At 35.3% G+C, this 16,611-nt stretch carries 15 protein-coding genes, 1 pseudogene and 2 other annotated features; of the genes and pseudogenes, 13 read left to right on the top strand and 3 right to left on the bottom strand.

Features of this window, described 5'->3' with window-relative positions; all coding sequences use genetic code 11:
* Nucleotides 1-9 precede the first annotated feature (9 nt).
* Nucleotides 10-1,308: an enterotoxin EntFM gene (gene entFM, locus ILT06_RS19795; RefSeq protein WP_222655392.1), complete on the top strand. Its 1,299-nt coding sequence runs from the start codon at nt 10-12 to the stop codon at nt 1,306-1,308.
* 99 nt (nt 1,309-1,407) lie between these two features.
* Here the strand turns inward: entFM and ILT06_RS19790 are convergent, their stop codons facing one another.
* Nucleotides 1,408-2,172: an alpha/beta fold hydrolase gene (locus ILT06_RS19790; protein WP_064476347.1), complete on the bottom strand. Its 765-nt coding sequence runs from the start codon at nt 2,170-2,172 to the stop codon at nt 1,408-1,410.
* Between the two features lie 240 nt (nt 2,173-2,412).
* Between ILT06_RS19790 and ILT06_RS19785 the strand changes: the two genes are divergently transcribed.
* The 3 genes from ILT06_RS19785 to hitS all read left to right on the top strand — a co-directional run bounded on the left by ILT06_RS19785 (nt 2,413) and on the right by hitS (nt 6,009).
* Nucleotides 2,413-4,173: an ABC transporter ATP-binding protein gene (locus tag ILT06_RS19785; protein WP_064476346.1), complete on the top strand. Its 1,761-nt coding sequence runs from the start codon at nt 2,413-2,415 to the stop codon at nt 4,171-4,173.
* Between the two features lie 88 nt (nt 4,174-4,261).
* Nucleotides 4,262-4,939, top strand: coding sequence for an envelope stress response regulator transcription factor HitR (gene hitR, locus ILT06_RS19780; protein ID WP_064476345.1), 678 nt, complete (start codon nt 4,262-4,264; stop codon nt 4,937-4,939).
* Nucleotides 4,936-6,009 carry an envelope stress sensor histidine kinase HitS gene (gene hitS, locus ILT06_RS19775; RefSeq protein WP_064476344.1) on the top strand — a complete coding sequence of 358 codons (1,074 nt, stop codon included), beginning with the start codon at nt 4,936-4,938 and terminating at the stop codon, nt 6,007-6,009. The genes hitR and hitS overlap by 4 nt, the downstream gene beginning before the upstream one ends.
* A gap of 23 nt (nt 6,010-6,032) precedes the next feature.
* Here the strand turns inward: hitS and ILT06_RS19770 are convergent.
* Nucleotides 6,033-6,621, bottom strand: a pseudogene (locus ILT06_RS19770) (DUF3139 domain-containing protein).
* A 196-nt stretch (nt 6,622-6,817) separates the two neighbouring features.
* Here ILT06_RS19770 and ILT06_RS19765 point away from each other — a divergent pair.
* The 5 genes from ILT06_RS19765 (at nt 6,818) to ILT06_RS19745 (ending at nt 10,786) form a co-directional block, all read left to right on the top strand.
* Nucleotides 6,818-7,537 carry a 3-ketoacyl-ACP reductase gene (locus ILT06_RS19765; RefSeq protein ID WP_000818985.1) on the top strand — a complete coding sequence of 240 codons (720 nt, stop codon included), beginning with the start codon at nt 6,818-6,820 and terminating at the stop codon, nt 7,535-7,537.
* A gap of 140 nt (nt 7,538-7,677) precedes the next feature.
* Nucleotides 7,678-8,349 carry an O-methyltransferase gene (locus ILT06_RS19760; protein WP_064476343.1) on the top strand — a complete coding sequence of 224 codons (672 nt, stop codon included), beginning with the start codon at nt 7,678-7,680 and terminating at the stop codon, nt 8,347-8,349.
* Between the two features lie 53 nt (nt 8,350-8,402).
* A complete protein-coding gene (locus ILT06_RS19755; protein WP_064476342.1) occupies nt 8,403-8,843 on the top strand; it encodes an ASCH domain-containing protein in 441 nt (146 codons plus the stop codon).
* 125 nt (nt 8,844-8,968) lie between these two features.
* Nucleotides 8,969-9,841 (top strand): aminoglycoside 6-adenylyltransferase, encoded by an 873-nt coding sequence (locus ILT06_RS19750; protein WP_064476341.1) that lies wholly within the window; start codon nt 8,969-8,971, stop codon nt 9,839-9,841.
* A gap of 117 nt (nt 9,842-9,958) precedes the next feature.
* The gene (locus ILT06_RS19745) at nt 9,959-10,786 is read left to right on the top strand and encodes a peptidoglycan-N-acetylglucosamine deacetylase (protein ID WP_064476340.1); all 828 of its coding nucleotides are present in this window, start codon (nt 9,959-9,961) and stop codon (nt 10,784-10,786) included.
* A 184-nt stretch (nt 10,787-10,970) separates the two neighbouring features.
* Here the strand turns inward: ILT06_RS19745 and ILT06_RS19740 are convergent, their stop codons facing one another.
* Complete coding sequence (locus ILT06_RS19740; RefSeq protein WP_064476339.1) at nt 10,971-11,579, bottom strand: NUDIX hydrolase; 609 nt, start codon at nt 11,577-11,579, stop codon at nt 10,971-10,973.
* An 81-nt stretch (nt 11,580-11,660) separates the two neighbouring features.
* Here ILT06_RS19740 and ILT06_RS19735 point away from each other — a divergent pair, with 81 nt between their 5' ends.
* From ILT06_RS19735 to thrB, 4 genes are all read left to right on the top strand, one after another.
* Entirely contained in the window at nt 11,661-12,299 is a 639-nt protein-coding gene (locus tag ILT06_RS19735) for a pyridoxamine 5'-phosphate oxidase family protein (RefSeq protein ID WP_098354699.1), read from the top strand.
* Between the two features lie 234 nt (nt 12,300-12,533).
* Nucleotides 12,534-12,765 (top strand) — a binding site (T-box leader).
* A 115-nt stretch (nt 12,766-12,880) separates the two neighbouring features.
* Nucleotides 12,881-13,112: a binding site (T-box leader), on the top strand.
* A gap of 154 nt (nt 13,113-13,266) precedes the next feature.
* Nucleotides 13,267-14,562, top strand: a complete 1,296-nt coding sequence (locus ILT06_RS19730; protein WP_064474237.1) for a homoserine dehydrogenase — start codon at nt 13,267-13,269, stop codon at nt 14,560-14,562.
* Nucleotides 14,555-15,613: a threonine synthase gene (thrC, locus tag ILT06_RS19725; RefSeq protein ID WP_064474236.1), complete on the top strand. Its 1,059-nt coding sequence runs from the start codon at nt 14,555-14,557 to the stop codon at nt 15,611-15,613. The genes ILT06_RS19730 and thrC overlap by 8 nt, the downstream gene beginning before the upstream one ends.
* Nucleotides 15,610-16,503 (top strand): homoserine kinase, encoded by an 894-nt coding sequence (gene thrB, locus ILT06_RS19720; protein ID WP_048559639.1) that lies wholly within the window; start codon nt 15,610-15,612, stop codon nt 16,501-16,503. The genes thrC and thrB overlap by 4 nt, the downstream gene beginning before the upstream one ends.
* Nucleotides 16,504-16,611 lie beyond the last annotated feature (108 nt).

Genomic DNA, 16,611 nt, shown 5'->3' with positions numbered 1-16,611 from the left:
AGACAACTTATGAAAAAAGTAATTGCAGGTTTAGCAGCAGCTTCTGTAGTGGGTGTTGCAGTTCCAGGTATGGATTCTGCTCAGGCACAAGTTTCAAATGAGGCGCTAAAAGAAATTAATGGACAAACTCAAACTCAAACTCAAACGACTGTAACTGAAACAAAAAAGGTAGAAACAACTTCTGAATTAAAATACACGGTAACAGCTGATGTATTAAATGTACGTTCAGGTGCTGGTACAGGACATAACGTTATTTCTAAAGTGAAATCAGGTCAAGTACTACAAGTAATTGGACAAGAAAACGGTTGGTTCAAAGTAACTGTAAACGGTCAAACTGGTTATGTAAGTGGTGACTTCGTAACGACTGGTGGTAAAACAGGAACTACTGTTCAACAAGGAACTGGTACTTACACAGTAAACGTTTCTTCACTTAACGTACGTACAGGCCCAAGTACATCTCATACAGTATTAGGCTCTGTAAATAAAGGTAAAACAGTACAAGTTGTAGGTGAAGTACAAGATTGGTTTAAAATCAACTTCAATGGTGGAACTGGATACGTAAGCAAAGACTTCGTAACAAAAGGTGGTTCTGCTGTATCTAACGAAACAAAACAACCAACTACAAACAACAATACTACTACAGTTCAAACTGGTGGTTCTTATGTTGTTAACACTGGTGCTTTAAAAGTACGTACAGGCCCAGCTACATACAACGCTGTAATCGGTGGCGTAACAAACGGTACAGTATTAAACGTTACTGGTGCTGAAAATGGTTGGTACAAAATTAACCATAACGGCCGTACAGGTTACGTAAGCGCAGACTTCGTTAAGTTTGTAAAAGGCGGAGTAAACAACGTTACGAATAACAATAACAATAACAATAACGTTACAAATAACGTTCAACAACCAGGTAAAGACGTACAAAAACCAACAACAGGTGGAGATACATCTTCAATCGCTGGATTCGCTAGATCTTTAAATGGTTCACCATACAGAACTGCTGGTACAACACCTGCTGGTTTTGACTGCAGTGGATTCATTCACTACGTATTAAATCAAACTGGTCATAAAGGCGCTCGTCAAACAGTTGCTGGATACTGGAGCTCTAAAACAAAAACTAGCAATCCACAACCAGGTGATTTAGTATACTTCCAAAATACTTATAAATCAGGTCCTTCTCACATGGGCGTTTACTTAGGAAACGGTCAGTTCATTAGTGCAGAAACTGATGCAACTGGTGTACGAATTAGTTCTGTAAGTAACTCTTACTGGAGCAAGCACATGTTAGGTTACACAAAAGCATACTAAGAAAAAGTAGTTTTATATACTTTTCGTATAGAGAAAAGGCTTTCCAGGGAAACTTGGGAAGCCTTTTTATAGTTGAATAAATTGGGAGTGTAGTAGTTTTTACTGTAACTTCCCATTTAAAAATCGAGCGTATAGGTCATGAAAGTAGTTCGGACGAAATAAGTTTGCTGCATGTCCTGCAAGCGGTATTTCTTTATATAAAACGTTAGGAAGAATGGATTTTAAATCAAAAAGACAAGATTTATAGAGATGATCATGTTCACCCATTACCCATAGAATAGGATGGGGAAGTGATTTTAATTTAGATTTCAAATCAAATTCTAACCGGTGTCGTAATGATTGGGCAATAATTGATGAATGTAATTGCAATCCGAAACGGTAATAAATATTTCTTGAAATGACTGCGAACGGATTTGCCTTTAATATGCCACTTGGAAAAATAGTATTTGCGTATTGAGAGAGCCATTTAGAGTAATCGTCTCCTCGCTTCTCCCAAAACTTTTGAAATACGTTATATAAAAGGGAAGGGTTATTATAATGTCCACCAATATGACAAATGCTCAAAACTTTTTCTGGGTGCATTTGTGCAAAAATTGTAGAGATATAACAGCCGTAGCTTAAAGCGCAAATATGGGCCTTTTTAATGCCTTCTTTTTCGTATAAATTCAATAATTGATCTACGAGACGCTGTAATGAAAATTCGATAGCTTCTCCTTTATCGTCGCCGTGACCTAATAAGTCATAGGTAATAATGTTGTAAGAGGTGGAAAATCGTTTATGCTCTTTTTTGAAGGCACGACGATTGCCAACTAATCCATGAATAAAAATGATTGTTTCTTTTTCGGAATGTATACTTGTTTGCAAAAAGGATACTCCTTTCAATAACGGGAGATTTATATAGTATCGTAAATTGGTTATTTATAATTCACATAGAATAATATTTAGTACTAGGTAATAATATCAGATGTTTATATCTGTTGTAAAGATGCGTTTTTATGTATATTTTGTAAAAATAGAAAAAGTGTGTTTACATTCAGTTTACATTCGTATTGTATTCTATTTTTAGAAAGAACAGTTTGGTTTAACACGAGGAGATGAACAGGAATGGAAGTTAGAAATGAGATGAAGAAAAAAGGGAGCTGGAGGCAGTTTTTACGCCTTATTCAAGATACAAATCCTCCGAAAGGGATTCTTGCTTTTGCATTATTAATGAGTTTGCTTTCTACGGGAGCGAGTTTATTTATTCCGATGTTAACGAAGGGGTTAGTAGATAATTTTTCACTTTCTTCAATTAGTACAGGGCAAATTGTTGGGCTAGTTGCATTCTTTATTATGCAAACTATAGCTGCAGGATTGTCTATATATTTATTAAATTATATTGGACAGAAGATTGTAGCTGGACTGAGAGAACGTTTGTGGAAAAAGGTGCTTATTTTACCGGTAACTTATTATGATCAAAATAGAACAGGCGATACAATTAGTCGTATGACAAATGATACAGGAGTTGTGAAAACGTTAATTTCTGAGCATTTGTCAAATTTATTAACAGGCGGTATTTCAATTGTTGGATCATTAATTGTATTATTTGTTTTAGATTGGAAAATGACACTTTTACTTTTAACGGTTATTCCATTATCAGTACTCATTTTAGTTCCGCTTGGACGAAAAATGTATAAAATTTCAAAAGCACTTCAAGATGAAACAGCATCTTTTACTAGTGTATTAACACAAGTGTTATCAGAAATTCGTTTAGTGAAATCTTCGAACACAGAAAAAAAGGAATATGAAACTGGAAATAAAGGTATTGAAAAGCTATTACAATTTGGTTTGAAAGAGGGAAAAGTGCAAGCGTTAATTTCACCAGTTATGTCGTTTGTTTTAATGGCATTGCTTGTTATTATCGTAGGGTATGGTGGAATGCGAGTTTCTAGCGGTGCATTAACAACAGGAGAACTAGTAGCGTTTATTTTATATTTAGTTCAAATTATAATGCCAATGAGTCAATTATCTATGTTCTTTACACAATTTCAAAAGGCGATTGGTGCAACGGAAAGAATTAATACAATTTTAGAATATGAAGTAGAAGATCATGAAACTGGTGTGAAGGTCACAAATGCTAAGCAGCCGATCGTTCTTGAAAATGTACATTTCGAGTATAACGAAGAAGAGCAAGTTTTAAAGAATATTGATTTCACAATTGAATCAGGAAAAGTAACAGCAATCGTAGGACCAAGTGGTAGCGGGAAAACGACGTTATTCTCACTATTAGAACGTTTTTACGAGCCAACTAGCGGTGCTATTAAATTAGGAAAAGACTCAATTACGAGTTATTCATTGCAATCATGGCGACGTCAAATTGGTTACGTTTCACAAGATAGTCCGTTAATCGATGGGACAATTCGTGATAATATTTGCTACGGTGTTGAGGGTGAAGTGACAGATGCAGAAATTGAAAAAGTAGCAGCGATGGCATATGTTGATGCATTTATTCATGATTTGCCAAACGGATACGCAACAGAAGTTGGAGAACGTGGTGTGAAGCTTTCAGGAGGGCAAAGACAACGAATTGCGATTGCTCGAGCGTTACTTCGAAATCCACAAATTCTTATGTTAGATGAAGCAACTTCAAGTCTAGATAGTAAATCAGAGTCTGTCGTTCAGAAAGCGTTAAATAACTTAATGAAAGGCAGAACAACGTTAGTTATTGCACATAGACTTTCTACTGTTGTGGATGCAGATAAAATTATCTTTATAGAAAAAGGGAATCTTACAGGAAGTGGTACACATGATGAATTATTACAGACACATGATATGTATCGTGAATTTGCAACGCAACAATTGAAAATTAAAGAGGGCGTATTATAAAATGAATCATCAGTGGGGTTTTTACTCCACTAATGATTCATTTTTAAAAGTTTTATAAAGGATGCGAATTAGAAAGGAAATGGTTTCTTTGATACCTAACATTTTAATAGTAGACGATGATCCGCATATTAGAGAACTTGTTTCTGTATTTTTAGAACGAGAAGGTTTTCAAACATATGAGGCAATTGATGGACTAGATGCACTTCAGAAAATAGACGAAGTAAAAGTTGATATGGTTATTCTTGATATTATGATGCCAAATATGGATGGATTTGATGTATGTTTTGAATTAAGGAAGTACTATGATATTCCGATTTTGATGCTAACTGCTAAAGGGGAAACGTCTCAAAAAGTAAAAGGATTTCACCTTGGCACCGATGATTATCTTGTAAAACCATTTGATCCTATAGAACTAGTAGTGAGAGTTAAGGCGTTATTGAAACGTTACCAAATTACAGTGTCGCAATCGATTCAAATTGGGAATGTACTGTTAAATCGTAAAACATTTGAAGTTACAGCCGGAGAACAAACGGTCACATTACCGCTAAAAGAATTCGAATTGCTCTTTACTTTAGGTTCTAAAGCAGGAAGAACATGTTCGAGAGAGCAGTTAATTGAAGATGTATGGGGATATGATTTTGAAGGGAATGAACGTACACTGGATGTTCATATTAATCGTCTACGTGAGAAGTTTCAAGAAGAGAAATCGAAATTTAGTATTAAAACGATAAGAGGATTAGGGTATCGCTTAGAGGTAAGTAAATGAGGAAAAGAAAACGAATGAGTAAGGTGAAGATGTTGAAAGTAACGGGAGCGGTATTAGCGCTTTTTTCTTTTCTCACTATAATTTGGTCTATCGCATTTTATGTAGCAACTAGTATATTGAATGCTTTTGAAGTAAACGTATCGTCGTTTGTTGCCTTTCTAATTAGTGATATGGTCGGTTTTATATTTATTGTTCTTATCTGGACATTGATTGGGATATTAATGAGACCAAAACGAGAGGCAATGATTTGGACTATTATTGAACCGATACAAAAAATTGCAAAAGGAGACTTCTCCGTAAAAATACGAAATGAAGAAAAGTATGATGGAGAAATTGGTGTACTCGTAAAAAGTATAAATGATATGACAGATGAACTGAATGCGATGGAGAAAATGCGCCAGGAATTTGTATCGAATGTTTCTCATGAAATACAGTCACCTTTAACTTCTATAAAAGGATTTGCTAGAGCACTACAAGATAACAATCTTTCGGAGGAAAAAAGAAAGCATTATCTTACCATTATTGAAACGGAAACGACGAGATTATCTAAACTAAGCCAAAATTTACTGAAACTAACTCTTTTAGAGTCAGAGGAGTATACACCAGAAAAAGCGACTTATCGATTAGATCAACAGTTAAAGCAAATTGTGTTAAATAGTGAACCGCTCTGGGCTGAAAAAGAAATTGAATTAGACCTTGATTTAGAAAAAGTGCATATAACTGCCGATCAAGAAAGTATGAGTCAAGTGTGGATTAATTTAATTCATAATAGTATTAAATTTACTCCAAGTCGTGGCACAATTACAATTCAGTTACAAGAACATGAGAAATTCGTAGAAATACGTATTCGTGACACTGGAATTGGTATATCTGAAGAACAGAAACAACATATTTTTGAGCGTTTTTATAAAGCGGACTCTTCACGAAATCGTACTTATGGAGGAAGTGGATTAGGTTTAGCTATCGTAAAAAAGGTACTCGACCTTCATCAAGGAAAAATAAAAGTCGAGAGTGAAGAGGGGAATGGGACAGAATTTATTGTTTGTATTCCAAATTCTGAAGAGAAATAGTGTTAGGAGGATATCTTCTAACACTATTTCTCTTTAAAAATACATTTTCCATTACTGCAACTATATTGATAAGCTTTTCCTTCGTTATTCATACGGTGTGAATAATCTGATTTTTTATCTTTCTTAAAGTCAACATATGCTTCTGCACCGTTTTTATCATTATCGATATCAATGAATTGAACGTAGCGTATAGAATAATCTTTCTTTTCACTTAAACCTCTTTTTTTGCAGGTTTGTATGAATACCGTCTACTAACTCGTCAAACAATGACCAGTTTAAATTAAGACTTTCAAATGACTCAGTATGTCTTCCTAAAATGCCGTTGTCTTGTATTATTTTCTTATTCTTATCGTATGTATAAGAGTATGTAAAATAAGGTTCGTCTTTATATACGACCTCTGCATAATAGCCGATATTATAAATGAGAGTATATTTTCCGGTTATGCTTTGTATTTCTTTTTGCTTATAGCCTTTTATAGTATAGAGGTAGTCGCTAGTATCTTTTTCTATTACTTTATAATGTAATGGATTACCAAATATAAAGTACATAGCCAAAAATATGATACATAGTCCGACTGCAGTTAGTGATAAGAACCATTTTTTTCTTTTCATACACATGCACTCTCCTATGCAGGATTTATTTTTATTTTACATGAATTATGGCAAAAACATGAGACTTATCAATAAAAACTTTCCATAGTTACCTATAAGTAACCTACGCACATGAAAGTGCATCATTGCCTTTTTACATAAACACAGATACAATTTTAATATAATACATAACTGAGATGATTAAGGAGTGTTATACTTGGCAGAATTATTACAAGGTAAAAATGCTTTAATTACAGGAGCAGGTAGAGGGATTGGTCGTGCTGTAGCGATCGCATTAGCGAAAGAGGGCGTAAATGTAGGTCTTTTAGCTCGTTCAGAAGAAAACTTAAAAGCTGTAGCGAAAGAAGTAGAAGCAGAAGGCGTAAAAGCTGTTATTGCGACTGCTGATGTATCTTCATATGAAGAGGTAACGACTGCAATTGAAACGTTAAAAAATGGTTTAGGATCTATCGATATTTTAATTAATAACGCTGGTATTTCTAAATTCGGTAAGTTTTTAGAACTAGATGTTGCTGATTGGGAAAAAATCATTCAAGTAAACTTAATGGGTGTATACTATGCAACTCGTGCAGCTTTACCAAGCATGATTGAACAACAATCTGGTGATATTATTAACATTTCATCTACAGCAGGACAAAAAGGTGCACCTGTAACAAGTGCATATAGTGCTTCTAAATTTGGTGTTCTTGGCTTAACGGAATCGTTAGCGATGGAAGTTCGCAAACATAACATTCGTGTAACAGCTTTAACTCCAAGTACTGTAGCAACTGATATGGCTGTAGATTTAGGATTAACTGATGGGAATCCAGATAAAGTAATGCAAGCAGAAGATATTGCAGAGTTTATCGTAGCGCAGCTGAAATTAAATAAACGTACATTTATTAAATCAGCAGGACTTTGGTCTACTAATCCGTAAGGGATAAATGTATAAACAAAAGAAGGGATATTTATTCTGTAATGGAGTAGATGTCCCTTCTTTATTTTTGTTTATGAGACGGAATTTTCGGTATAATCAAATGTGAATAGTAGAAAAGTATTGAAAGGGATGGTATTTACATGAGTACGATTGAGAAATGGACGGCTGTTGATCAATATGTGAGTGATGTATTAATACCGAAAGATTCTACATTAGAAGAAGTACTTCAAGCAAACGCTGCAGCTAATTTACCAGCACATGATGTATCGCCAACGCAAGGGAAGTTTTTGCAACTATTAGTACAAATTCAAGGAGCTCGAAACATTTTGGAAATTGGTACTCTAGGTGGATATAGCACGATATGGCTTGCAAGGGGATTGCCACCTGGAGGCAGAGTTGTTACATTGGAGGCAAGTGAAAAGCATGCTGAAATTGCACGTAGCAATATTGAGCGTGCAAATTTGAATGATATAATTGAAGTGCGAGCAGGATTAGCTTTAGATTCTTTACAGCAAATCGAAAATGAGAATTATAAACCTTTTGATTTTATTTTCATAGACGCTGATAAACAAAATAACCCTACCTATTTTGAATGGGCACTGAAACTATCACGCCCTGGTACTATAATTATTGGTGATAACGTAGTACGTGAAGGAGAAGTTATTGACAATACGAGTAACGATCCTCGCATACAAGGGATACGTCGCTTCTATGAATTAATAGCTGCAGAGCCACGTGTAAGTGCTACTGCGCTTCAAACTGTCGGAAGTAAAGGATACGATGGGTTTGTAATGGCAGTCGTAAAAGAGTGACACGGTTCGAAAGTCTATTACACTTATAGTAGAGTTTAGGGGAGTGAGAGATAATGAATGAAGCAGCGCAACAATACTGGACGGAGTATTGGAAAGATGCTGAGATACCAAAATCGGTGAGTGCATGGAAATTTGGTGATACCCCAAATCGTCTTGCTAAGCAAGTAGTTGACGGAACGAAAACCGCAACTTGTTCTGCATATCTCTTCTATGAATTAAAGAATATACCGTTACCAACTACAGAGGACTACTCTGTTATTTTGGATCACGATGAAAATCCGGTAGCAATTGTAAAGACGATTGAAGTAACAATAGTACCTATGAATGAAATTACAGAAGAATTTGCAATTGCTGAAGGGGATGAAAGCTATAAAAATTGGAAGGAGATCCATGAAAGATATTTCAGAAGTAAATTGAATGAAGTGGGTCATGATTTTTCTGATGATATATTGCTTGTATGTGAACGATTTAGAAGAATAGATATAAAAAAATAGGAGGAGAGAAAATGAAAAAGATGTTTCAAAAATTATAACATGTATCGTGTACAACACAGCTAGCTCGTGGACCTCCAATATACTTGAAAATATAAGCTTATATAAAAATTGGAGGTTAGGAATAGATGAGAACTGAAAAAGACATGCTAGACTTAATTATTAATACAGCAAAAGAGGATGAAAGAATTCGAGCTGTCATCATGAATGGATCACGTGTAAATCCAAATGTGAAAAAAGATTGTTTTCAAGACTATGATATTATGTATGTTGTAAATGATATACAATCTTTTACGTCTAATCATAATTGGATACGTAGATTTGGAGAAATAATGATTGTACAAATGCCAGAAGAAATGTCATTAGTTCCAGCGGACGAAGACGGGAAATTTCCGTATTTAATGCAGTTTATGGATGGAAATCGAATTGATTTAACGCTCGTTCCATTTGATTTGATAAATAAGTTTGTTGGACAAGATAGTTTAAGTGAACTGCTTCTGGATAAAGATGATTGTATTGATGAATTTCCACCAGCAAGCGATAAAGACTACTTAATAAAAAAGCCTACAGAAAAAGAGTTTTTAGATTGCTGTAATGAATTTTGGTGGTGTAGTACGAATGTGGCAAAAGGACTATGGAGAGAAGAACTTTCTTATGCGAAAGGAATACTTGATGGCCCGGTGCGGGATATGTTTATCGTAATGTTAGAATGGCATATTGGTATGAAAACAGACTTTACAGTTAATGTAGGGAAGTTTGGAAAGCTTTTCGAGCAATATATTGAAAAAGATATGTGGGAGCAATTTAAACGGACCTATTCGGATGCTGAATATGAAAACATATGGGAGTCATTTTTTGTAATGGGCGATTTATTTAGAAAAGTTGCGAACGAAATTGCTAACACATATGGGTATCAATACCCGCAAGGTGATGATGACAGAGTGACAGGCTATTTAAAACATGTAAAAGCTTTGCCGAAAGATAGTGCATCGATTTATTAATTGTATAAAGCAGTAAGACTGTCCTAATTATGGACAGTCTTATTTTTGTTCATGAATAATAATTTCTCTAACAAAGTGCAGATGAATCACATATGAAATTTTAGGGAGGTTTTTATCATGTATTATTTTTATTCGTCAGAAATGTTTGCCCCATATCAATGGGGACTAGAACGAGATGTTTCGTACGCCTATATGCCATATCACTCATTTTATTATGGAGACTATATAAGCTCATTGCCATACGCATATATCCCTCAAAACTATACAGTACAAATGAAAGTATATGAGCGTGGATCGTGGACACCATTTTCTTGGGTCGAAAAATATGCGTATGCATTTTCAGGGTCGTACAATAAAGCGGAAGTCGCTCTTACATTTGATGATGGACCAGATTTAGAATTTACGCCGAAAATTTTAGATAAGTTAAAACAACATAATGTGAAGGCGACTTTCTTCTTGCTTGGTGAAAACGCAGAAAAGTATCCGAATGTAGTAAAACGTATTGCAAATGAAGGGCATGTAATTGGTAATCATACGTACAGCCATCCAAATTTAGCGAAAGTAAATGAGGCGGAGTATCGTAATCAAATTATAAAAACAGAAGAAATATTAAATCGTTTAGCTGGTTATGCACCGAAATTTATTCGTCCGCCATACGGTGAAATACTTGAAAATCAATTGAAGTGGGCAACAGAGCAAAATTTTATGATTGTACAATGGAGTGTTGATACGGTTGATTGGAAAGGAGTAAGCGCTGATACGATTACAAATAATGTGTTAGGGAATTCATTTCCAGGTAGTGTCATACTTCAGCATTCAACTCCAGGCGGGCATTTACAAGGATCTGTAGAGGCGCTAGACAAGATTATTCCGCAGTTAAAAACGAAAGGGGCACGCTTTGTAACGCTGCCAAGTATGTTCCAGACATCGAAAGAGAGAAAATAAAATGGATTTTAAATCACTCGGATTGTGTCTGTTATCTACTGATTATTAGCCCACTCGTACGGGCGCCCGACTTCAAACTCACTCATTGCATTTACAGAAATTTGAGGTGGGATTCTTATTGCACGCAAATAGCAGGATAAAGAATAGGAGTCCCAAGTACTTTAAAATGGGACTCCTATTTTATTTATAAACTATTATTTTTTAGTAATTCTTTTCCTTGTTCTACAACGAATTCATAGTATGCAAGATCATACGGATAAATATCTTCAAATGTTATCGTTATCGGTGTATTGCTTAAAACAGAAATAGCCGTAAAAGATGAAATCTCTCTTTTTAATAGTTGTAGAAAAGGAGTTGCATGTATTTTCATCACATCGTCTACTTCTTCACCTGGTGCAAATGGAAGTGTATTGATGACATTATGAAAATACATATGACAAAATTCACGATCAGTAAGATTTGAAATTTCATAATCTATTTTAAAGATTCCTTTGTATGCTAAATCGGTAGTTTGAAAGAAAAGCCCTAGTTCTTCTTCAATTTCACGAAGACCGCCAATTTGTACATCTTCATTATGCATAATATGTCCAGCTGAAGTAATATCCCATATACCCGGAGCTTCTTTTTTATTTTTAGAGCGTAATTGGAAATATAAAAACATATCTTCAGCATCTTTTTCTACAAACCAACAATGAAATGTTTCGTGCCAATCACCGTCGCGATGCACTTCATCACGTAATTTCTTCCCAAGTATATTATTTTCAGTATCAAATATTGTTAACCACTCTGTCATTTAAATTCCCCTTTCTGCCAATTATATTATACAATATTTGTATTGGATTTTGGGAAAATAAAGAAAAAGGGGTGGGTATAAGTGGGGATAGAGAATAAGGAAATAAAATCGATTATTTCAACAGAGGAAGAGTTACGAAAAATATTGGGGCGACCAAGTGAGCGAGCTTTGAAAAAAGTTATTTCATCATTAGACCATCATTGCATAGATTTTCTGTCTAAATCTCCTTTTCTAGTATTATCTACTGCAAATAAATTAGGAGAGTGTGATGCTTCGCCGAGAGGAGACGCACCTGGATTTGTATACGTATTAAATAATAATAAAATTATCATTCCAGAAAGACCAGGCAACCGTCGTATAGACTCCATTTTGAATATTATTTCAAATCCGCACGTAGGGTTACTCTTTTTGATCCCTGGTCTTGGGGAGACACTCCGAATAAACGGCCGAGCATTCATTACAAACGATGAAGAAATTTTGCAAGAAATGCAGGCAAATGGACGCAATCCGTTACTTGGAATTGTTGTTGAAATAGAGGAATGCTATATTCATTGCGCAAAAGCTTTTATTCGTTCTAAGATGTGGGATTCAGAGTCATGGCTAAATAAAAAAGAGTTACCTTCAGCAGCAAAAATGTTGTTGGAGCATGCGAAAGTGAATGCTTCAGAAGAAGATATTGCACGTTCTTTAGAAGAAAGTTATACGAAAAGATTGTATTGAAAAAAACTTTAGTAATATATTTTTAAAGGCGGATTTCTAATCGTTTTGGAATGGAATATTTATATATGAACTGTTGATTTACAAACTGGAGAAATAATGAAATAGGTAAATCGAGAGGTAGTTACATAATGTTATTGTGAAATATAATAAAATAGTATCTTGAAAATAGTTAGTAAAAATAGGCTTGCTTTTTAAAAAGTTGATAACTATAATAAGTTAACAAATAGACATGAACGAAAAGTAACGATAAGGACACGGAATCATTTTTACGGTTTACAGAGAGGGGAGCCAAGGGTGTGAGCTTCCTAACACGAGAAATGATTTTACCACCTTTGAACTTCAATAGTGAACGAGTAATCTAGTAATTATTGACGGAATCAGCCGTTATCTGAACTTGAGCAATCTAGAAGGAAATAAGTCTGGATTGGAACAAGGGTGGAACCACGAAAACACATTCGTCCCTTTCCTAGGGATGAGTGTGTTTTTTTATGGAATTAGAGATTGAAAATTAAAAATAATTAAAAAATAGTATTGATTTTGTTGTTTATACGAGTATAATGAGTTAACAAATAAACATGAACGAAAAAGTAACGATAAGGACACGGAATCATTTTTACGGTTTACAGAGAGGGGAGCCAAGGGTGTGAGCTTCCTAACACGAGAAATGATTTTACCACCTTTGAACTTCAATAGTGAACGAGTAATCTAGTAATTATTGACGGAATCAGCCGTTATCTGAACTTGAGCAATCTAGAAGGAAATAAGTCTGGATTGGAACAAGGGTGGAACCACGAAAACACATTCGTCCCTTTCCTAGGGATGAGTGTGTTTTTTTATTACTTTGAAAGGAGGTGCTGTAACATGAAACGATTTGTACGTACGGAAATAACCACCACCTGCATGATTAAAAAACAGAGCAAGGTGATTGATAGAGATAAAAAATAAAATTGTAGGAGGAGATTAGAAGATGAATAACGTTATTAATATTGGAGTGTTAGGCTTAGGTACGGTCGGAAGTGGTGTTGTCCATATTTTGAAAGAACATTATAAAAAAATTGCACTTGATACAGGGTATGAAGTGAAGGTAAAGACAGTCGTTGTACGTGACTTAGAAAAAGAACGTGATGTTTGCATTGATGGGATCGTAGTAACAAGTCATGTTGATGAAGTTCTAAATGATTCAAATATTGATATTGTAGTAGAGGTAATGGGCGGAATTGAAGAAGCAAAGCAACATATTGTTAAGGCTTTACGAAATAAGAAACATGTCGTGACAGCAAATAAAGATTTAATGGCTGTATACGGTGCAGAACTTCTTCAATTAGCGAACGAAAATGATTGTGATCTATGTTATGAAGCAAGTGTAGCGGGCGGTATTCCGGTGTTAAGAGGATTAACAGACGGATTAGCTTCAGATCAAATTGAAAAAATAATGGGAATTGTAAATGGAACAACAAATTACATGTTAACAAAGATGAGTCAAAAGGGATGGTCGTATGAAGAGGCTTTACAGGAAGCGCAAAAATTAGGTTTCGCAGAATCGGATCCAACAGCGGATGTAGATGGGTTAGATGCGGCGAGAAAGGTAGCCATTCTTGCAAACTTAGGTTTTTCGATGAATGTTTCTTTAGATGATGTGCAAGTAAGAGGGATTCGAAAGGTCGAAAAAGAAGATTTACAAATGGCTGAAAAGTTAGGATTTACTATGAAATTAATTGGTAAAGCAGAGAAACAAGGGTCAGCCATTCATTTAAGTGTAGAACCGACTCTTTTACCAAGTCATCATCCATTATCGAATGTAAATAATGAATTTAATGCAGTATATGTTCACGGTCAAGCAGTAGGAGAAGTAATGTTTTACGGGCCTGGAGCTGGGAAGTTACCAACTGGTTCTGCTGTAGTAAGTGATATTATTTCAATCGTTAAAAATATGAATCAAGTTCCGAAAAGTAAAAGTGCGTTAAAAGAACCAGAGCCATATGAGTTACAAGGGGATGAAGAAGTCGTTTCGAAATATTTCTTACGTATTTCATTACGAGATGAACCTGGGATGTTGCAAAAAATAACAGAATGTTTCGTTAATTATTCTGTAAGTTTAAAAGAAGTGATTCAATTACCTTTAAATCGCGAACTTGCAGAAGTCGTTGTTGTGACACATCAAACTTCAAAGTATCAATTTCAACGAGTACTAGGAGCGATAGAAGATGTCGCAAGTGAAATAAACAGTTATTACATTATTGAGGAGGAAAAACAATATGTATAAAGGATTATTAAAACAGTATGCTTCTTATTTACCGGTGAATGAAAATACACCTGATGTTAGCTTAATGGAAGGAAATACACCTCTTATTCCGCTATTAAATATATCAAAACAATTAGGGATTAAGTTATACGGTAAGTACGAAGGAGCGAATCCGACAGGTTCTTTTAAAGATCGTGGTATGGTAATGGCAGTCGCGAAGGCGAAAGAAGAAGGGTCAGAGGCAATCATTTGTGCATCAACAGGTAATACATCAGCATCGGCCGCAGCATACGCGGCACGCCTTGGAATGAAATGTATAATCGTAATCCCGGAAGGAAAGATTGCACATGGAAAATTAGCGCAAGCAGTCGCTTACGGAGCTGAAATCATTTCAATAGAAGGAAATTTTGATGATGCACTTAAGGCTGTAAGAAATATTGCTGCGGAAGAGCCGATTACATTAGTAAACTCAGTGAATCCTTATCGAATTGAAGGGCAAAAGACAGCAGCATTTGAAATTTGTGACCAGTTGCAAAGTGCACCAGATGTTTTAGCGATTCCTGTTGGGAATGCTGGGAATATTACAGCGTACTGGAAAGGTTTCTGTGAATATGAGAAAGAAAAAGGCTATAAGAAGCCAAGAATTCACGGATTTGAAGCGGAGGGAGCAGCTGCTATTGTAAAAGGACATGTCATTGAAGAACCTGAAACAATTGCAACAGCGATTCGTATCGGTAACCCCGCAAGTTGGTCATATGCAGTAGAGGCTGCTGAACAGTCTCACGGTGAAATAGATATGGTATCAGATGAAGAAATTTTACATGCGTATAGATTATTAGCAAAAACGGAAGGGGTTTTCGCTGAGCCGGGATCAAATGCTTCATTAGCAGGTGTAATTAAACATGTTCAATCTGGAAAAATCAAAAAAGGAGAGACAGTTGTTGCAATTTTAACTGGAAACGGCTTGAAAGATCCTGATATCGCAATTTCTTCTAATACATTAGACATTGCAAGTGTTTCAAATAATATAGAACAAATTAAAGAGCATATTAAAGGGGTGATTATGTCGTGATACCATTAAGTATTCGTGTTCCTGCTAGTACAGCGAATGTTGGACCAGGATTTGATTCAGTAGGAATAGCTTTGTCATTATATTTAGATGTGGTGGTAAAAGAAAAAGCTGATAGATGGCAAGTAATCCATTCCTTTGAAGAATCAATTCCGACAGACGATAAAAATTTAATCGTTAGCACGGCATGTAAAGTATGTCCTTCTTTATCACCTCAAATAATAGAAGTTACTGGTAATATCCCGCTTACAAGAGGTCTAGGAAGTAGTGCATCAGCAATTGTAGCAGGGATAGAGCTTGCGAATCAACTTGGTAATTTGAACTTAACGACTGATCAAAAAGTTCAAATTGCAACAAATTTTGAAGGGCATCCAGATAATGTTGCGGCTTCTATATTAGGAGGAACTGTAATCGGAGCACTTGATGGAAAGAATGTTTCGGTTGTAAGAATTGAAAGTAAGGAATTAGGTGTAATTTCTCTTATTCCAAATGAAGAGTTAAATACAGAGGAAAGCCGATCTGTATTACCAGATGTGTTTCCTTTTCATGAAGCAGTTAAGGCTAGTGCAATCAGCAACGTATTAGTAGCTGCGTTTTGTCAAAAGAAGTGGGAAGTTGTAGGGGAAATGATGGAAAGAGATCATTTTCACGAGCCGTATCGTTTAGAACTCGTACCGCTATTACCCTCAATTCGTAAATGTGCAAAAGAGTTTGGCGCATACGGCACAGCGCTTAGTGGTGCAGGTCCATCTATTTTTATATTAACGCCATATGATAAACGTCAAGAAATTGCTGAACAGTTAGCGAGAGTATTTACGTCTATGAAAGTGTGTGAGCTAGAAATCGATCATAGAGGAATTACTGTAAATAAAGAAGAACATATAGAACTATAAAAAAGCTAGCATTGCTAGCTTTTTTTGTTGTAAATATCTTTTCAGTTGGCATATATAAGAAAAGTAATAATGTATAATTTAGTAAAGCGTGTATTAATTTGGAGGTGA

This window comes from Bacillus sp. 17RED48 (genome assembly GCF_019837545.1).
GTDB classification, from domain to species: Bacteria; Bacillota; Bacilli; order Bacillales; family Bacillaceae_G; genus Bacillus_A; species Bacillus_A wiedmannii.
Note: the sequence above shows the minus strand (reverse complement) of the source record. Positions and strands in the feature narration are given on the sequence as shown.